This window comes from Mesorhizobium sp. WSM1343 (assembly GCF_055901535.1).
The window spans coordinates 4,577,407-4,593,621 of record NZ_CM148370.1 but is presented as its reverse complement, the minus strand read 5'-3'; the positions used below and the strand labels follow the sequence as shown (position 1 = coordinate 4,593,621).

General features: G+C 62.9%; 15 protein-coding genes and 1 tRNA gene. 6 read left to right on the top strand and 10 right to left on the bottom strand.

From position 1 onward, the window contains the following. Positions 1 to 5: 5 nt before the first annotated feature. A complete protein-coding gene (locus AC0NIL_RS22500) occupies positions 6 to 308 on the top strand; it encodes an MDR/zinc-dependent alcohol dehydrogenase-like family protein (RefSeq protein ID WP_013532229.1) in 303 nt (100 codons plus the stop codon). Positions 309 to 849: 541 nt separating this feature from the next. On the opposite strand, the gene AC0NIL_RS22495 is transcribed toward AC0NIL_RS22500, so the two are convergent. Beyond that, positions 850 to 1,464, bottom strand: a complete 615-nt coding sequence (locus tag AC0NIL_RS22495) for a hypothetical protein (RefSeq protein ID WP_275954693.1) — start codon at positions 1,462 to 1,464, stop codon at positions 850 to 852. On the opposite strand from AC0NIL_RS22495, the gene AC0NIL_RS22490 reads away from it, so the two are divergent. Next, a complete protein-coding gene (locus tag AC0NIL_RS22490) occupies positions 1,445 to 2,029 on the top strand; it encodes a helix-turn-helix domain-containing protein (protein WP_275954692.1) in 585 nt (194 codons plus the stop codon). The genes AC0NIL_RS22495 and AC0NIL_RS22490 overlap by 20 nt on opposite strands. A 187-nt stretch (positions 2,030 to 2,216) precedes the next feature. Continuing rightward, a complete protein-coding gene (locus tag AC0NIL_RS22485) occupies positions 2,217 to 2,678 on the top strand; it encodes a YbaK/EbsC family protein (RefSeq protein WP_275954691.1) in 462 nt (153 codons plus the stop codon). A gap of 129 nt (positions 2,679 to 2,807) precedes the next feature. On the opposite strand, the gene AC0NIL_RS22480 is transcribed toward AC0NIL_RS22485, so the two are convergent. From AC0NIL_RS22480 to AC0NIL_RS22455, 6 genes are all read right to left on the bottom strand, one after another. Then, positions 2,808 to 2,884: transfer RNA gene (locus tag AC0NIL_RS22480), tRNA-Pro, on the bottom strand. A gap of 354 nt (positions 2,885 to 3,238) precedes the next feature. Further along, on the bottom strand, positions 3,239 to 4,006 hold the full coding sequence (locus AC0NIL_RS22475; protein ID WP_275954690.1) for an outer membrane protein: 768 nt from the start codon (positions 4,004 to 4,006) through the stop codon (positions 3,239 to 3,241). Between the two features lie 307 nt (positions 4,007 to 4,313). Next, entirely contained in the window at positions 4,314 to 5,570 is a 1,257-nt protein-coding gene (locus AC0NIL_RS22470) for an O-antigen ligase family protein (RefSeq protein ID WP_473573450.1), read from the bottom strand. Beyond that, on the bottom strand, positions 5,567 to 7,102 hold the full coding sequence (locus AC0NIL_RS22465) for an undecaprenyl-phosphate glucose phosphotransferase (protein ID WP_013532222.1): 1,536 nt from the start codon (positions 7,100 to 7,102) through the stop codon (positions 5,567 to 5,569). Before AC0NIL_RS22465 ends, AC0NIL_RS22470 begins: the two co-directional genes overlap by 4 nt. Positions 7,103 to 7,196: 94 nt before the next feature. Beyond that, the gene (locus AC0NIL_RS22460) at positions 7,197 to 8,327 is read right to left on the bottom strand and encodes a glycosyltransferase family 4 protein (RefSeq protein WP_275954688.1); all 1,131 of its coding nucleotides are present in this window, start codon (positions 8,325 to 8,327) and stop codon (positions 7,197 to 7,199) included. Between the two features lie 10 nt (positions 8,328 to 8,337). Continuing rightward, a complete protein-coding gene (locus tag AC0NIL_RS22455) occupies positions 8,338 to 8,901 on the bottom strand; it encodes a polysaccharide biosynthesis/export family protein (protein ID WP_013532220.1) in 564 nt (187 codons plus the stop codon). Positions 8,902 to 9,161: 260 nt separating this feature from the next. Between AC0NIL_RS22455 and AC0NIL_RS22450 the strand changes: the two genes are divergently transcribed. After that, the gene (locus AC0NIL_RS22450) at positions 9,162 to 11,432 is read left to right on the top strand and encodes a GumC family protein (RefSeq protein ID WP_473573448.1); all 2,271 of its coding nucleotides are present in this window, start codon (positions 9,162 to 9,164) and stop codon (positions 11,430 to 11,432) included. Positions 11,433 to 11,478: 46 nt separating this feature from the next. On the opposite strand, the gene AC0NIL_RS22445 is transcribed toward AC0NIL_RS22450, so the two are convergent. Together AC0NIL_RS22445 and AC0NIL_RS22440 are read right to left on the bottom strand one after the other, a co-directional pair. Continuing rightward, a complete protein-coding gene (locus AC0NIL_RS22445) occupies positions 11,479 to 12,315 on the bottom strand; it encodes a GNAT family N-acetyltransferase (protein ID WP_063167776.1) in 837 nt (278 codons plus the stop codon). Positions 12,316 to 12,319: 4 nt separating this feature from the next. After that, a complete protein-coding gene (locus AC0NIL_RS22440) occupies positions 12,320 to 13,543 on the bottom strand; it encodes a GNAT family N-acetyltransferase (protein ID WP_473573445.1) in 1,224 nt (407 codons plus the stop codon). A 91-nt stretch (positions 13,544 to 13,634) separates the two neighbouring features. On the opposite strand from AC0NIL_RS22440, the gene AC0NIL_RS22435 reads away from it, so the two are divergent. Further along, complete coding sequence (locus tag AC0NIL_RS22435) at positions 13,635 to 14,693, top strand: polysaccharide deacetylase family protein (protein ID WP_473573443.1); 1,059 nt, start codon at positions 13,635 to 13,637, stop codon at positions 14,691 to 14,693. Positions 14,694 to 14,708: 15 nt separating this feature from the next. Here the strand turns inward: AC0NIL_RS22435 and AC0NIL_RS22430 are convergent, their stop codons facing one another. Further along, the gene (locus AC0NIL_RS22430) at positions 14,709 to 14,924 is read right to left on the bottom strand and encodes a DUF2842 domain-containing protein (protein ID WP_013532215.1); all 216 of its coding nucleotides are present in this window, start codon (positions 14,922 to 14,924) and stop codon (positions 14,709 to 14,711) included. Between the two features lie 198 nt (positions 14,925 to 15,122). Between AC0NIL_RS22430 and AC0NIL_RS22425 the strand changes: the two genes are divergently transcribed. Continuing rightward, positions 15,123 to 16,199: a COX15/CtaA family protein gene (locus AC0NIL_RS22425; protein ID WP_473573441.1), complete on the top strand. Its 1,077-nt coding sequence runs from the start codon at positions 15,123 to 15,125 to the stop codon at positions 16,197 to 16,199. Positions 16,200 to 16,215: the final 16 nt, after the last annotated feature.

Sequence of the window (16,215 nt, the reverse complement as noted above, 5' to 3'; positions counted from 1 at the left end):
ACATCATGGCATCATTTTCGACCCTCTCGGACATCGATCTCGACAGGCAGGTCGCGGCTCTCACCAAAGAACTGGCCAGCTTGAAGAGGGCTGTGGCAAGGCGAGGCGGCGCCTACTACGAGGACGGTCGCGATGCAGCCTTCGACACCTATTCCGATCTTGCGGGGCGTCTGCGCGACGCCATGCCGGCACTGCGCAAACAGGGCAGGGTGATCGAGAGGTCGGCCCGCGACCATCCGGCGGCTGCCGCCGCTGTCGGCCTTGTGGTGCTCGGTCTTGTCGCCAGTCTGCTGTTCAGCCGGCGCTGAGGCGGTGCTTCTGATGTTGGAGATAGCTGGCGCCGTCATTCGACGAACTTGGTGCGCCCAAATCGTGTCGAGCTGACGCGCCGCAATGCCAAGGGACGACCGGCCTTGGACAGGAAGCCAAGGCCGGTTTTCTCGGTGGCAGTCTGCGGTGCTTAGGCCTTGTTTCCGATCACATGGTGGTGGTGGCGGTGATGATGGTGATGGCGGACATGGTGGCGATGATGATGGTGGTGACGATGATGCTTTGCCATCGGCGCCGCATCCGCACTCGTCGCGCCGATGACGGGCACCGTGAAAGCCAATGCAACTGCAAGCCCGAGGGCCGAGAGGAGGGACTTCTTCATGGATCGTTTCCTTTTGTTTCGCGGGCGCATATGGATCGGGGCGATAGCCCGGCCGCCGCGAATGGAATTACGCGCCTGAATTTTTTCGTCAGTATTTCCCGATTGTAGAATTTTGTTTCTGGACTGTTTCTGCCCAATCCAGCCTCCCGCCACCATGCACGGCAAGATCGAGAGGCGGCCATTGGCCGCCTGTCCGACTACATCGGCGGCACGACGCCGTTGGTTCCGACCACGACGCGGCTGGCGCTCAGTGCGCCGTCACTGCCCCGCTCAGCGGTGACAAAGACCGTCGCACCCGGCTTGAGGTCGGTCGGCGTCGCCGGCGCGAAGGTGACGACAGGGGTGGTGTCGGGAATCGAAATCTTCTTGGTCTGGCCATTGTCATAGGTCAGCGTGACGGATCGCCCGCTTATATCGGTAACGTCGGCGACGGTGCCGTTGGTCATCCGGCTGTTTGGCTGCAGGTCCCAGGGGCGGTCACCCTCGCCGGTGCCTTTCAGCGCGGCCGGAAAGACCACCACCTCCAGGGCGCCGCTGCCGCCATCCGCTTTCGAAACGGAGGCAATGCCGAGGAAATCGCCCTGCTTGATGCCCGTTGCCGAGGCGTTGGCGACGCCCGAGATCTTCCAGCCGGCCTTGAGCTTGATCGCGTCGGTATCGCCCTGGCGGGTTTTCACGGTGAGCAGCGTGGGCTTAAAACTGACCACCGTGCCGCGCACACGAAGCGCGCCTGCGGCTTGGGCGGCGCCCGCGCCGGCGACGGAAAGGCTGGAAATCGTGCCGAGCACGACCATGACTGTCTTCAAGTTCATTGCAAAAAATCCTTCCGGGAAAGAACTGGCTGGAACCGGATGGTTTCGCGCCAGCGACCCGGAGATAACGAATGGGCGCGGCGAAACTGCCGGCAAAAGGCCAATCAGGCCTTCAAAACAACTTGATCGCGACGTGTGCGCCAGAGGCCGCGCCAGGCACCCGGTTCACGATCCCGTGACGGCCCTTTTGGCCCTTGGCAAATCGCTGGCGAGAGGGCATCTTCCCGACCGTCTCAGGCAACACTCCTCATTTGATCAAACTCTTTCAGTCATGGAGTTGCCAATGCCCCATAATGCGAAAAGCGAACCCCACTCCGAACCGGCAACCAACGGGAGCGGGCCAGATTACAACACCCTCAGAGCGATGCGGGAGACCCGCGGTTATAGCGTGGAAGAGCTCTCCCTGACATGCGGCCTGGCGGTGGACGAGATTGAGGATATCGAAAGCGGCAGAGTGACCGATCCGTCGAAGCTGCGTCGTATTGTGTCCGCGCTTCACCTTCCCCAGGAAGCTCTGATCACCCCGGCTGCGCCGCCGGCGGCGCAAGGTCGATCGCTGGCGTAGACCCGCACCAGGCATTCCAGAGAACCCGCCAAGGCCCTCTTGGCGGGTTTCTTTGTACCTGCCGCAGCGTCTGCTTCAGCCTGGCGCTTGCCGATTTGTATGCCGCGCGTGCTTATATGCGCGGCGGCCCCGGCTGCTGGACAGCAATCCGCCGTCCTTCAAGTTTTTGAACCATGGGTTTTTCGATATGAGCCTGGACTCAGTTCGTGCGTTCTTCGCCGCCCACGCGCCTGATATCGACGTCATCGTCACGGAGGCGAGCTCGGCGACGGTGACCCTGGCGGCCGAGGCGCATGGCGTGCTGCCGGCGCAGATCGCCAAGACGATCTGCCTGCGCGTCGGCGAGCGCACCATGCTGGTGGTGACCAGCGGCATCGCCAGGCTGGACAACCGCAAGTTCAAGGACCAGTTCGGCGGCAAGCCGCGCATGCTCGACGCGGCGGAAGTTGTCGAAGCGACGAGCCACCCGGTCGGCGGCGTCTGCCCGTTCGGCCTGCCGGCGCCGCTGCCGGTCTATTGCGACGTATCGCTGCGCGAATTTGACGAGGTCGTGCCCGCGGCAGGCGCCACCAATGCGGCGGTGCGGATCAGCCCGCAGAGGATGGTTGAGCTAATCGGCGCTGAGTGGGTGGATGTGTGCCAGGGGTAGGGGGCCCAACCGAAGTTCGAACAAGGCGATTGAGAATACATTCCGGGATTTTGTCCCGATCCGAGATTTGGCCAGACTGACCGGGCATCTGGAAAGGCGGACTTTTGGGGGCAAGTCCTGCTTCTAAAATGGTCGGAGTGGCCGGATTCGAACCGACGACCCCTTGACCCCCAGTCAAGTGCGCTACCGGGCTGCGCTACACTCCGGACCGCGGAAAGCCCTATATTCTCAAGGGTTCAGAAGCAAGAGGCGAATTCGCTGAAATTGGTGAAATGGGAACAGACGGTGTCCCGGTGTGCCTTTGGTGACCGAAAGTCACACCGACAAATCATACCGCAAGTGCTGCTTAGGTTCCGGTCACCGAGGGCGGACACACTACGTGCTTTGTCTTGCCCTGGAAGGGCATAGCCTGCACCGCTCTAGGCTGCAATTGCCCAAAGAAGTTCAAGACTTCGTTCAATCGCCAGAATGTTCGAAGGAATATGTAGGCTACGAGGAAAGGGGAGCGCTGACGAGCTCCCCTGACGCTAGATCTGATCCGCGAAAATGATGTCGATGCACTACTGACCCATTCCAAACTTGTAGGTTAGCCGGGCCATCACGGCATCGACCTTTGCCTCTGTGCGATAGGTCTCGGGATTGTCGCCGAGAGTGCCATCATCGAACACGTTGTCGCCCGTGCTCGTCTTATGGCCGAGGTCAACGTGGGTGTAGTCCACGCCAAGCGAGAGGTTGTTCGTAAGGGCATAGTCGATGCCAGCGCCGAGCGCATAGCCGTTCTGCCACTCATTCTTTTCGTAGGTTACCAGGGCGTCGTTGTCTCGGGCGCGGAAATCCACCTTGCCGCCGGCATAACCAGCCTTGGCATAGATCAGCACGCGATCGAAGGCGTAGCCGACGCGGCCGAAGACCGTGGCATAATTCGAGATTTTGGCGGTCTCGGTGTCGCTGTCCGGGAAATAGGGGCTGGTGATGGTCTTGCGGATGCCCGTTGCTGTCCAGGTCGCCTCGCCGCCCAGAACCCATTGGCCCCACTGCCATTGCGCGCCTGCATGGATACCGCCGGCTACGCCGGCTTTGTTGAAGTCAAATCCTTCTGTTCCCGCCGGAACGAGGTCGGTGAAGAACCCACCGTTTGGTTCGGTCATATCCGTTGCCGTGATGTCACCATTGGCAACGCCGAGATGGCCGCCGACATAGAGGCCGCTCCAGTCATAGGCCGACCCCGCAACCGGGGCCAACATGTCTGCTGCTGACGCGGTGCTTGCCGACAGGGCGGCAACCGCGAGAACTGCTAAGAATCTATTCACGTATTTCTCCCAACCCAAGTAATTCCCTCGGGAACAACAATAGCCGGGAGCGAAATGAAATTATGTGATGTTTTTGCCACAGCCGCATATTTTTGCCATGGACCAACCGTCCGTCGAGCACTCGATCTACACTGGCCTGACGCTTCAAAGCGCAAATGAAGCCGAGTAAAGCGCATGTAGAGCGCCTAGTCAGGAAACCCATCAGAAACTTCGTATTCGGGTAGCAAATCCATTCGGGAAGCTCTCGAAGCTGTCTTCGTCGTGATGTAGAGCGGGCCGGATCTCCACCGAAGGCCAACGTGAAGCGCTCTCACTCCCGCGACTTTTATGCCGGTGCCGGCGAGCCCTGCAAGGCAGGCTGCAACAACCGCTGGTGCCTGTATTCCAGCGCGATGGCGCCCCAGATTAGGCCGAGCAGCAGGTAGACATGGCGCCAGTGGTCGATGTCGATGAAGGTGCCGAGCCCGATATTGCCGATGAAGGCGACATAGGCGCACAGCAGATAGGGCTGCCAAGCACGGTCGCGCAGCAGGATGCGGAAGCCGGCTGCTATCGTCCACAAGACGAGCGCGAGGAACGACACGAAGCCGAGCCAGCCATAATCCATCAGCATCTTCAGCCAGATGTCGTGGGTGTCTTCACCGAAGATCGTGCCGAAGACCAGCGGGCCGATGCCGAACGGATGCTCCATCGCCATCTGGAAGCCGATGCCGTAGCGGGCGAAGCGGCCGAGGCGGGCGGTGTCATAGCTCTGCTCGAGATGGGCACGGTTGGAGAACATCTCCGACACGCCGGGCAGCTGCAGGATGACGATCATGGCGACGACCAGCAGCGCCAGTGCTGCAATCGTCATCACCACCACGCGCAGCCGGAACATGCCGCTGGCGCTCTGCAGGAACAGGCAGCCGGTGAGCAGGACGGCCGAAACCGCGAACATGCCCCAGGCGCCGCGCGAGAAGGAAAAGAAGATGCCGGCGGTGATGATCAGCAGCGGCACCGCCAAAAGCGGCATGCGTGTCACCGGTCCGGTCAAAAGCAGATAGAGCAGATAGATGCCGGGCAGCACCAGGAACGGGCCGAACACGTTCGGATCCTGGAAGGCGCCGGCGGCGCGGTCGTATTTGGTGAACATCTCGGCGCCCGGAAAGGCGTGGAAGTAGCCTGCAATGCCAAGCAGCGAGGTCGCCACGGCCGAAACCACATAGGCAATGAAGATCAATCGGTAGAGGTTCGGCTGTACGGCGGTGATCGATGCGAAGAACACTGCGCTGAAGGCGAGAAACAGCGAGACGGCGAGATAGAGCGGCGTGTTGGCGAGGTCCGCCATCTGCGTCATGGAGATCATGCCGCCGATGTTCATCGTCACCAGCAGCACCAGCAGCGGCGTTGCCGCGCGGGAAATCCGCAAGCCGAAAAGCGCCCAGATGGCAATCAGCCCGGCCATGTAGAGCTCATAGGGCGCCGGCTCGCTGATGACGAAGCCGGACAGCAGAATGCCGAGGAAAACCGCGCCCGACGAAATCAGCGCGATCAGCTTGGCGTTGACCGCCGCGCGCGGCAGATCATGGGCGATCGCGCTCAATAGGCGTTTTCCGTATTGAGCAGCCGGAGCGGCGTCAGGAACAGGATCCGCAAATCGAACAGCAGCGACCAGTTCTCGATGTAGTAGAGATCATACTCCGTGCGCATGCGGATCTTCTCGTTGGTGTCCATCTCGCCGCGCCAGCCATTGATCTGCGCCCAGCCGGTGACGCCGGGCTTGACCTTGTGGCGGGCGAAATAGCCGTCGACGACCTCGTTGTAGAGCAGGTTATGCGACTGCGCGGCGATGGCGTGCGGACGCGGGCCGACCAGCGATAGCGAACCCAGAAGCGAATTGAAGAACTGCGGCAGCTCGTCGATCGAGGTCTTGCGGATGAAGCGGCCGACGCGGGTGACGCGCGGGTCGTTCTTGGTCACGGTCTGCTTGGCGGTCGGGTCGGCCTTGTCCGTATACATCGAACGGAACTTGTAGACCTCGATGATCTCGTTGTTGAAACCGTGCCGCTTCTGGTGAAACAGAACCGGCCCCTTGCTGTCGAGCTTGATGGCGATGGCGGTCGCCAGCATCACCGGCGAGAACACGACGATGCCGATCAGGCTGAAGACGATGTCGAAGGCGCGTTTGGCCACCGAATCCCAGTCGTTGATCGGCTTGTCGAAGATGTCGAGCATCGGCACCGCGCCGATGTAGGAATAGGCACGCGGGCGAAACTGCAGCGCGTTGGAATGCGCCGAAAGCCGGATGTCGACCGGCAGCACCCACAGCTTCTTCAGCAACTGCAGAACGCGCGATTCGGCGGTCAGCGGCAACGATACGATCAGCATGTCGATACGGGCGATGCGGGCGAATTCGATCAGTTCCGAAATGGTGCCGAGCTTGGGGTAGCCGGCGACGATGGGCGGTGAGCGCTTGTCGCCGCGATCGTCGAAGATGCCGCAGATGCGGATATCGTTGTAGGGCTGCTTTTCGACCGAGCGGATCAGGATTTCCGCCGCCTTGCCGCCGCCGACGATGACGGCGCGCCGCTCCATGCGGCCATCGCGCGCCCAGGCCCGGATCAGCTTCGACATTACCAGCCTGAGGCCGAAGATGAGAACGAAGCCGATGACGAACCAGCTGCCCAACAAAAGGCGCGAATAGTTTTCCGACATCTTCATGACGAACGCCGTCAGCGCCATCAGGGCGAAAGTGCCGGCCCAGACCAGCAGCACGCGGCCGAAATTGGCGATCGGTCGCATCAGGGCGACGATCTGGTAGCAGTCGGTGACGTCGAGCAGCACCACGGCAAGGAACGACGCGGCGGCGATCGTTACCGGATACTGCCAGGCGAGATAATTGAAGAACCCGACATAATGGAAATAGACGGCGAGCCCGGACAGGAACAGCAAGCCGAATTCGACCATGCGCAGGACGCCGCTGACCATGATCGGCGACATCGTATCGCGCCGGTACTGCGAGGCGACCTGGCGCGCGACATCGTTCATGCCGCTTGGCGTGTCGCCATCGGCCGGGCCGTCGAATTTACGCACCGCCTCTGCTGAAAAGCGGCGCGCGGGGTCGATCTCGTTCATGAGGGCTTTCCGCAAGCTTCCCCTCGGTCATAGCAAAAGAGAGCTAAGAAACCCTTGAAACAACATACGGCTTTGGAACGGCTTGGTCCTGCGCCTACCTGTCGAGCGCGGCGAAATAGGCGTTCTCGATGTCGGCGGCCATCACATCGGCGCCGAAGCGTGCCTTGAGGTCGGCCCCATCCGGCATCAGATCGCGATAGGCGGCCGGGTCGGCCAGCGCCTGGCTCATCCTTTCGGCGAGCTCGATCGGGTCAGGTCGGATCAGGGCAAGGGAACCGGTGTCGAATATCTCCGGAATGCCGCCGACCGCTGTTGCGATCATCGGCTTTCCCGCGGCAAGCGTTTCCAGGACGATATAGGGCATGGCTTCGGCGCGCGAAGGAACGATGATAAGCGCGGCAAGGGCAAAGGCCTCCCTGGCCGGCATCGGCGGCAGGAAGCGGACATGGCGCTCGAGCCCGAGGCGTTTCACTTGCCCGTGGTAACGCGGTAGGTCGTCGCCGTCGCCGACCATCACCGCGGTCAGCGCGCGGCCGAACCGTGGGCCGGCGAGCGCCAATGCGTCGATGAAGATGTCCGGCCCCTTCAGGTCGCGCATCATGCCGATATAAAGCAGGTCGGCTGCGTCCGGGGCGGTGATCACCGGCTCGAATTCTGTGGCGCGCAGGCCGTTATAGACCAAGGTGTTGGGAATGGGCGGCTCGCCGACCTTGTGGCGATAGGTCCGCCGCTCATAGTCCGAGACAAACAGCAGATAGTCGGTGAAGCGAGCCATGAAGCGCTCGAGCGCGAAGAACAGCTTTCCGGTGGTCGTGTTCTCGTCATAGTGGAGGGAGCCGCCATGCGGCGAATAAAGGCGGGCTACGCGAGACCTTGATACCCGCAACAACGAGCCGAACAGACGGGCATAGGCGCCACCCTTGGCGCCGTGTCCGTGCAGTACGTCCGGCCGCAATTCCTTGATGATCCTGTACGTGCGCCAGGCCGAGGCAAGGTCGCCGGGACCGACGTGGCGCTGCATCGGCGTGCGATGAATGCCGAGCGCCAGCATGTTCTTCATCTGCTCGAACAGATGTTCCTCGAACGCGCCGCCCGTCGTCGAATCGCAGACGATGCCGACGGAATGCCCCGCGGCGACCTGCGCCTCGGTCAGGTCGCGCACATGCCGGAAAATTCCTCCGACGGGTGAGCGAAAGCAATGGACGATCCTGAGCCTGTCCGCCACTTGGTATCTGTCAGAACAGGCGTTCGCGGACGTAGACCGTATCGCCCGGCAGCAGCGGGTCGGAGGTGACCACGCGGCCGGTCATCACCTTGCCGTTGATGTCGCGGGTGATGTCGACGCTTTCCTGGTTGGCGCGCGGCGTGAAGCCGCCGGCAATGGCGATTGCCTTCTGCACCGTCAGGCCGGGGACGTAAGAGTATTGGCCGGCGGCACCCACTTCGCCCATGACGAAGATCGGCCGGTAGCGGTCGATCTCGACCGAAACGTCGGGATCGCGCAGATAGCCTTGCCGCAATTTGTCGGCGATCTCCTTTTCCATCTGCTGCGCGGTGTGGCCGCGCGCCGGTATGGCGCCGACAAGCGGGAAGGAGAGATAGCCGGATTGATCGACGCTGTAGGTGTTGGTCAGCCCGTCCTGCTCGAACACGGTGACGCGGACGCGATCGCCGGCGCCAAGACGGTAGGGCTGATCGAGCACCTCATGGAAGGCGGCCGGCGTCGGCCGGTAGCTGGAACAGCCAGCCAGCATCGATACGGCAAGCAGCGCGCGAAACAGGGAAGCAGTGCTTTTCATGACCGGACAAGTACCTTCGACTGGGCCGCTGCGGCGTCGCAGCAAACATCAGGGATCGAGGCCCGTTATCATCCTGTTAGGGTTAATGGCCGGTAAAGGGAGCGGCCGACACGTGGCGCATCGGCAAGAGTTTTTGCGATTTCTGGCGGTTTTGTTTGTCGCCCGCCAGTAAACCCTAACGGAAACTTACCGCGATCTTAACGGCTGAGTTACCATAGTTGTTTACGGTGCGTGCTGACCCAGTATCGGAGTAGGGATGCATGTCCGTTCAGTCCGCGGCCGCAGATGTCGATGTCGATCTCAGGCAGCTCTTCGCCAGCCTGGCGAGGAATTGGCTGCGTATAGGCCTCGTCGTCCTGTTGGCGACCGGGCTGGCCTTTGCTTTCGTCTCACTGGCAACCCGGCACTACAAGGCCGAGACGCAGGTGGAGATCGCGCCGCGCGAATCCATCTACACGCGGCCGGCCAGCAATAACAACGACACCGACAAGCCTATTCTCGACGAGCAGGGCGTCGCCACCCAGGTCCAGATCATTTCCTCCAACGAAATCCTCAAGCAGGTCTCGCAAAAGCTTGGGCTGGAAAAACTGCCCGAGTTCAATGAAGCGCTCGACATGTCGGCGCTGAGCCGCGCTCTGGTCCTGGTCGGGCTGAAAAGCGACCCGATGGAAATTCCGACGGAAGAGCGCGTGCTCAAGAAAATGCACGAGAAGCTCAACGTCTACGGCGTCGAGAAGACCCGCATCATTGCCATCGAGTTCTCATCGGAAGATCCCAAGCTCGCGGCCGCCATACCGGACGCCATCGCTGCCGCCTATATAGCGGGGCAAGGGGCGGCCAAGCTCGAATCGAACAGCGCCGCGGCAGACTTCCTGGCGCCCGAGATCGCCGACCTGCAGCGGCAGGTCAAGGATGCGGAGGCGAAGGTCGCCGCCTACCGAGCCCAGTCCGATCTTCTGATGGGTGGCAACAATTCGGTGCTGGCCACCCAGCAGCTTTCGGAACTGTCGAGCGAACTGTCGAAAGTGCGCGCCAACCGCGCTGCGGCCGAAGCGACCGCCGACGGTGTGCGCAGGGCGCTGCAGAATGGCGGTTCGCTGGACGCAGTGCCGGAGGTTCTGTCATCGGACCTGATCCAGCGCTTGCGTGAGCGACAGGTCGAATTGCGCTCCAACATCGCCGATCTGTCGACGACGCTGCTTGGCAATCATCCGCGCATTCGCGCGCTGAAATCGCAACTGTCCGATCTCGACGCGCAGATCCGCAGCGAGGCCCAGAAGATCATGAAAGGCCTGTTGATGCAGGCCGAGACGGCAAAGGCCCGCGAGAACCAGCTCGTCGCCGACGTCAACACATTGAAAGCCGCTTCGGCGCAGGCCGGCGAACAACAGGTCGACCTCGACGCACTGCAGCGCGACGCGACCGCCAAGCGACAGCAGCTCGAACTCTACCTGACCAACTACCGCGAAGCCGCTTCGCGCCAGGACCGCAACTATCTGCCGGTCGACGCCCGGATCGCCTCGAAGGCGTCGGTTCCCTCCGAGGCCTATTTCCCGAAGGTGGGGCCGATCGTCGGCGCGGCTTTCGCCGCATCGCTGCTGATCATGGCCATCGTGACGCTTCTGCGGGAGCTGTTCTCAGGCCGCGCGATGCGGCCGGCGAGCGGTTCCCGTTTCGAACGGATCGATGAGGTCGCGATGCCCCATGTGGCGCAGACGCCGGCCGCCAAGCCATTTGTCCGCCACGAGCCTGCCGTCTTCCAGGAACCCGTCATTCACCAGGAACTGCCTGAACCTGCGCATGAAGCCGATGCGGAGCCTTTTGCCGCTGCGATGCAGGCCATGGCCGAGGCGCCGGATGCGGTCGCAATGCCCGCTACGGCGGCGACAGAGCAAACGGTTGTCGAGCCCGAACCGGCGCGCTCCACCCTGGGCGAGATCGACATCGAAAGGGCTGCCGAAAAGCTGATCTCAAGCGGTGCGGCGCGCGCCATATTCGTCTCGCCGGAAGGCGACGAGGCGGCTGCATCGGCGATCCTGGTGGCGCGCGAAGTCGCCGACGCCGGGCTGCGCGTGCTGTTGCTGGACCTCACAGCGTCGGGGGCCGCCTCGCGGCCGATGCTGGACAGCGGACTTTTTCCCGGCATCACCAACCTGCTCGCTTCGGAAGCGCAGTTCAGTGACGTCATCCATGCCGATCTCTACTCGGACTGTCACGTCATTCCGGTCGGAACCGCCGATCCGGTCCGCGCCATGCGCGCTGCCGACCGGCTGCCGATCATTATGCAGTCGCTGACAACGGCTTATGATCTGGTCGTGGTCGAATGCGGACCAGCCGACGCGCAGGGCATCGGCCGTCTGACCGGCGACGCCACCGAGGTCTTTCTCTCCATGCTGGAGGCCGACGACGAGGTGACGCAGGCTGCCGTCAAGCTGATCGAGAACGGCTATCCCGACCTGACGCTGGTGACGCCGCTCGGCCACGAACCGCCCGGCAATCCGGTGCCGGGACGGCGCACTGCCGCCGCCTGAGAGAGCTGCGGATCGCCTGGCGGAGCCGTTCAGCGGTTCGCCCGATCTAGCCCAGTTCCAGGGTCGTTACGCCGAACACCCTTTGCAGGTCCAGTTCCGGGGCAGGCCCCTTGTACATGCGCGTGGTGGTGAAGGTCGGCGCAAAGCCGGCCGCATCGAGCGCAGTTATGAAACCGGTGTTATCGGCGGGGACGTCGATATGCAGCTCGCCGCCCTCACAGGCACCGGCCAGTCCCTCCAGGAGTTGCGAAGCGATTTCCATGTCGTCGGCAAACAGCGGGCCGATCTTGAAGCCGGATCGGCACCGGCGCACCACGCCAAAGCCGGTGACGCCGCGCGAACCGATTGCCGCCAACCCATGATGCGGTTCTTGCAGCCATCGCTTCAGAAAGGCGTCTCGGGGCGCCGGAAAGCAATGGGCGTCATAGGCGACGACATCGGACAGGAGTTGCGTTGTAATCATCCGCAACCCATCGGCCCTGGCCGTCGGGCCTGCCTTGCGCCCGGTGAAGCGGATGGTCTCGTAGGCCGGCGCGAAGCCCTTGCGCCGGTAATTGGCCTGCTGCTCGGCGACGCCGTCAAGGCCGACGGTCCGGCCTGCAAGCCTTTTCATGCCGGCGTCCCACACCGTCTTGCCGTAGCCCATGCCGCGCATGTCAGGCCGGGAGATGTAGAGGCCGATGAAGCCGAATTCGCTGCCATAGGCCACGGCCGAAATTGCCGCGACCATGTCGTCGCCGACAAAGGCGCCGATGAAGCCTTCGGGGTCCGCCGCCTGGAGCATCGCCGGGTCTTCAAGACCTGGGTTCCAGCCTTCCGCAGCTGCCCAGTCGACGAGAAGCGCCAGTTCCTGCAGGGACAGTGTGCGGATGATCGGCGTCATTGCGTTAGCTATCTTCTTCCGAGGGCGCCGCCTGGCCGGCGGCTTTGCGGCGCAGCACCTTGGTCAGCTTCCAGATCGTCGGGCTGTTCTTGACGAAGGCTTTCAGCCGCGCGCCTTGCCGAAGCGTCAGCGCCAGCATGCGGCCCTTCACGGTCAAGGGGACCAGCACTTCGAAATGCCGCGTTTCGATATCGCACCACAGCCGCTTGTAAGGCTCATCTCCTACCGAAAAGTCATACACCTCGAAACCGGTCTCGCAGGCTTCCTGGATGTTGTCGAAGAACAGGAAGTCGCCGGGGCTGGCGTGCCCGAGATCGTCCTCGGCGATCGCTCCGAATTCGCAGATCAGGCGTTTGCCCGAGCGGCTTGAACCGGTAATGGCGCGCAGCTTGCCGGCAACCTCGAGCCCGTGCAGCACGAAGGAAGGCTTGTCCTCGCTAAGTGCTTGCGAAAACAGCGCGCGGAAGAAGCCGCGCACCTGCGCGTCGCCGAAGACGTTGGCGATGCCCATCTTGCGGAAGCGGAGTTCCTTCATCTCGAAGAAGGCGTCGAGCAGCCTGTCGATCTCGTCCGGGGTGCGGGCCTCGATGCGCCGGTGGCTGCCGACGGTCTCGAATTTCCGGATCTGCGACCGGTGCTTCTTGCGTTTGCGTTTGCCACTGGCGCGAGAAAGCAGCGCATCGAAGCCGCCGGCGAGATCGACGGCCAGCGACAGATTGGGGCTGGAAAAATGGTCAAGCGATGCGAGCGGATTGGCGACGCCGTCGAGATCGGGCAGCAACCGCTCGAGCGCGACCAGATCGATGTCCGGGCGTGCCTCGGCGATGGCCGCCAGCACCGATCGGAGGGCCGGCATATCCACCTTGGCCAGCCAGTTCGGGTCCGCGGCGACGAAGTTGCCGTTGGCGTGGCGCCCACCCATGAAGCGGGCGATCCGGAACGGCCCCTTCGAGGCAATCTCCAGCGCCAGCGAAAAAACCGGTTTGCCCTCGGCACTCAGCGTCGCGACGAGCAGGTCCGGTCGTGTCTCGGCCGCCCAGTTCAGGATCCAGGCAGCACTCTGCGCCGGACCAAACAGAGCCGAGCGGCAGAACTCGGCATAGGCCGCCAGTCCGTCCGTGGACGCCACCGAGATCGACAGGCCGGCACGGTCCCGTGGCAAGGCGCGCGACGATGCCTCGGTCGCCGCAAGCCGATTGCCGTCAAATGACGCAGTTGCGTCAACCATACCTCAATCCTTAGGGCGTATTGGTCGCGATTTGGGGGTTCGCATAGGCGCATTCCGTGCTTGGATCAGCCTAGGCGCAAAAGGTGAATGAATGATCGACGGCGGGGAGGCAATCCGGAAACTGGCGCTGAACGTCGCCCGCTATACCGGCCTTGCACCGCTGGCCAAGCCGTTCATCGGCGGCATTGGCGCCATCCTGATGCTGCACCGTGTTACCGCGACGCCGGAAAAGCCGGACAGCGTCAACCGGCATCTGAATATCGCGCCCGGCTTCCTTGACGCCATGATCGCCGACATGAAGGCGCATGGCTATGCCTTCGTCTCCATGGACGAGGCGGTGGAGTGCATCAAGGCGGGCGGCAAAGGCGGTCAGTTTGCCACGATCACCGCCGACGATGCCTATCGCGACAATATGGTCGAGGCGCTGCCGGTGCTGGAGAAGCACGGCGCGCCGATCACCATCTATGTCGCGCCCGGGCTGATCAACGGCACAGCCGACCTGTGGTGGGATGTTGTCGAGGACATCGTCAACGCGCGCGATACCTTGATGCTGACGCGGCCGAAGGGTCCGCTGTCGATCGATTGCTCGACCCCCGCGAAGAAGCTGCAGGCCAATGCACGCCTGCACGCCTATCTCACCTCCGAAATCCGCGAGGAGGACCTGCAGGCGGTGTTGCGCGATCTGGCTCGCGCAAATGGCATCGACGCCGACGGTCCGCGCCTGCGGACACTGATGAACTGGGACGAAATCCGCCGCATCGCCGCGCATCCGCTGGTGACGATCGGCGCCCATACGATCAACCACAGCAATCTGAAGCGGCTCTCCGAAGCCGATGCCCGGCACGAGATCGGCGCCGTGCGCGCCATGTTGCTGGCCGAACTGGGCGAAGAGCCCCGCCATTTCGCTTACCCCTATGGCTATGCGAGTGCCGTAGGCTGTCGCGAAGTCGGCTTTGCCCGTGACGCAGGCTACACCTCTGCCGTGACGACGCGCCACGGCGTGCTGCGCGCCGAACATGCCGGGTTCCTGCATGCTTTGCCGCGCATTTCCGTCAACGGCCGCTATCAGAGCCTCGCCCACATTCGCACCATGTTGTCGGGCGTGACGACGCCGCTCGCCAATGCCGGCAAGATGGTCGTCACCATCTGACGCTGGCGGTTTCGCCTAGCGCTTGGCCCTCGGCTCCAGCATCAGCCATTTGATGATGCCCATTGCCGGCAGCACCCAGAGCAGGCCGCTGAGCAGGAAGAACAGGAAATGCACCCACGGACCCGACTCCGACAGCCGGGCGACCGCGAAGATCGATGCGACCAGCGCATAGATGATGACCAGCGCCACCAGCAGAAACATTCCGATCAGCTTTTTCAGGCGCAGGGGCATGGTTGGTCTCCTGATCGAGCATGCCGGAATTTGCACAGGCAGCCTGGCAGGCTCAAGGGGTAACGGCCTCGCATAGGCCTTGAGGCGAGACTGCGCAACCGGTGAGACGCGGCGCGACGGCGTGCCGCGCCGGATGGTCTTGCCAGCACGGGTGCGATGGTCCACCAATCCGCCAAATCAACCTGCCGGGACAAGATCATGGCTGCCATATCAGCTGCCGCGCCATACGTCGCCCGCGACCGCGACCTGCATAACCGGGCGCTGCTGCGCGCCTGGCTCTATGTGGTGCTTCTGGTGCTGTTTGCGCTGGTGCTGGTCGGCGGCGCCACCAGGCTCACCGATTCCGGCCTGTCGATTACGCAGTGGAAGCCGATCCATGGCGTGATCCCGCCGCTCAACGATGCCGAGTGGCAGGAGGAATTCCAGCTCTACCAGCAGATCCCGCAATATGCCGAGCTCAACAAGGGCATGAGCATCGAAGCGTTCAAATCGATCTTCTGGTGGGAATGGGCGCATCGCATCCTGGCGCGCAGCGTCGGCCTGGTCTTCGCCTTGCCGCTGCTGTTCTTCTGGGCGACGCGCCGCATCGAGCGCGGCCTGGGTCGGAAACTCGTGGGCATTCTGCTGCTCGGCGGCCTGCAAGGCGCCATCGGCTGGTGGATGGTGGCCTCTGGCCTGGTCGACCGGGTCTCCGTCAGCCAGTACCGGCTGGCGACCCACCTGACGCTTGCCGCGCTGATCTTCACCGCCACCATGGTGGTCGCGCGGGGCCTGGCGCCGCATTCCGAGCCTGCCGCCGATAGGTCGACGCAGAGGCTGGCCGGCTTCATCGTGCTGCTGGCGCTGATCCAGATCTATCTCGGCGGCCTGGTCGCCGGGCTCGATGCGGGCCTGAGCTACAACACCTGGCCGCTGATGGACGGCAAGATCATTCCCGGCGATCTGCTGATCCTCGAGCCGGCATGGCGCAACTTCTTCGAGAGCCCGAAGACGGTGCAGTTCGTGCATCGGCTTGGCGCTTACACGGTATTCGTCGTGGCCTTGTGGCACATGATCGCCACGCGCCGGCGGCTGCCAGGCTCGACGCATGCGCGGCGCGCGACGCTGCTGTTTCTACTGGTGCTGGTGCAGGCCTCGATCGGCGTCGGCACGCTGCTCATGCATGTGCCGTTGCATATGGCGCTGACCCATCAGGGATTTGCGCTGATCGTGCTGGGCTTTGCAGCAGCCCATTGGCGCGGCACCAAGGGCGCCTTCCCTTGCCGACGGGAATAGCGCTCAGGGGCTGATC

Coding starts and splice junctions, on each gene's coding strand:
- AC0NIL_RS22440 (WP_473573445.1), bottom strand. CDS start 13,543: ATGGTTGACGCAACTGCGTCATTTGACGGCAATCGGCTTGCGGCGACC.
- AC0NIL_RS22490 (WP_275954692.1), top strand. CDS start 1,445: ATGACTGTCTTCAAGTTCATTGCAAAAAATCCTTCCGGGAAAGAACTG.
- AC0NIL_RS22425 (WP_473573441.1), top strand. CDS start 15,123: ATGGCTGCCATATCAGCTGCCGCGCCATACGTCGCCCGCGACCGCGAC.
- AC0NIL_RS22435 (WP_473573443.1), top strand. CDS start 13,635: ATGATCGACGGCGGGGAGGCAATCCGGAAACTGGCGCTGAACGTCGCC.
- AC0NIL_RS22500 (WP_013532229.1), top strand. CDS start 6: ATGGCATCATTTTCGACCCTCTCGGACATCGATCTCGACAGGCAGGTC.
- AC0NIL_RS22495 (WP_275954693.1), bottom strand. CDS start 1,464: ATGAACTTGAAGACAGTCATGGTCGTGCTCGGCACGATTTCCAGCCTT.
- AC0NIL_RS22445 (WP_063167776.1), bottom strand. CDS start 12,315: ATGACGCCGATCATCCGCACACTGTCCCTGCAGGAACTGGCGCTTCTC.
- AC0NIL_RS22430 (WP_013532215.1), bottom strand. CDS start 14,924: ATGCCCCTGCGCCTGAAAAAGCTGATCGGAATGTTTCTGCTGGTGGCG.
- AC0NIL_RS22465 (WP_013532222.1), bottom strand. CDS start 7,102: ATGAACGAGATCGACCCCGCGCGCCGCTTTTCAGCAGAGGCGGTGCGT.
- AC0NIL_RS22485 (WP_275954691.1), top strand. CDS start 2,217: ATGAGCCTGGACTCAGTTCGTGCGTTCTTCGCCGCCCACGCGCCTGAT.
- AC0NIL_RS22455 (WP_013532220.1), bottom strand. CDS start 8,901: ATGAAAAGCACTGCTTCCCTGTTTCGCGCGCTGCTTGCCGTATCGATG.
- AC0NIL_RS22450 (WP_473573448.1), top strand. CDS start 9,162: ATGTCCGTTCAGTCCGCGGCCGCAGATGTCGATGTCGATCTCAGGCAG.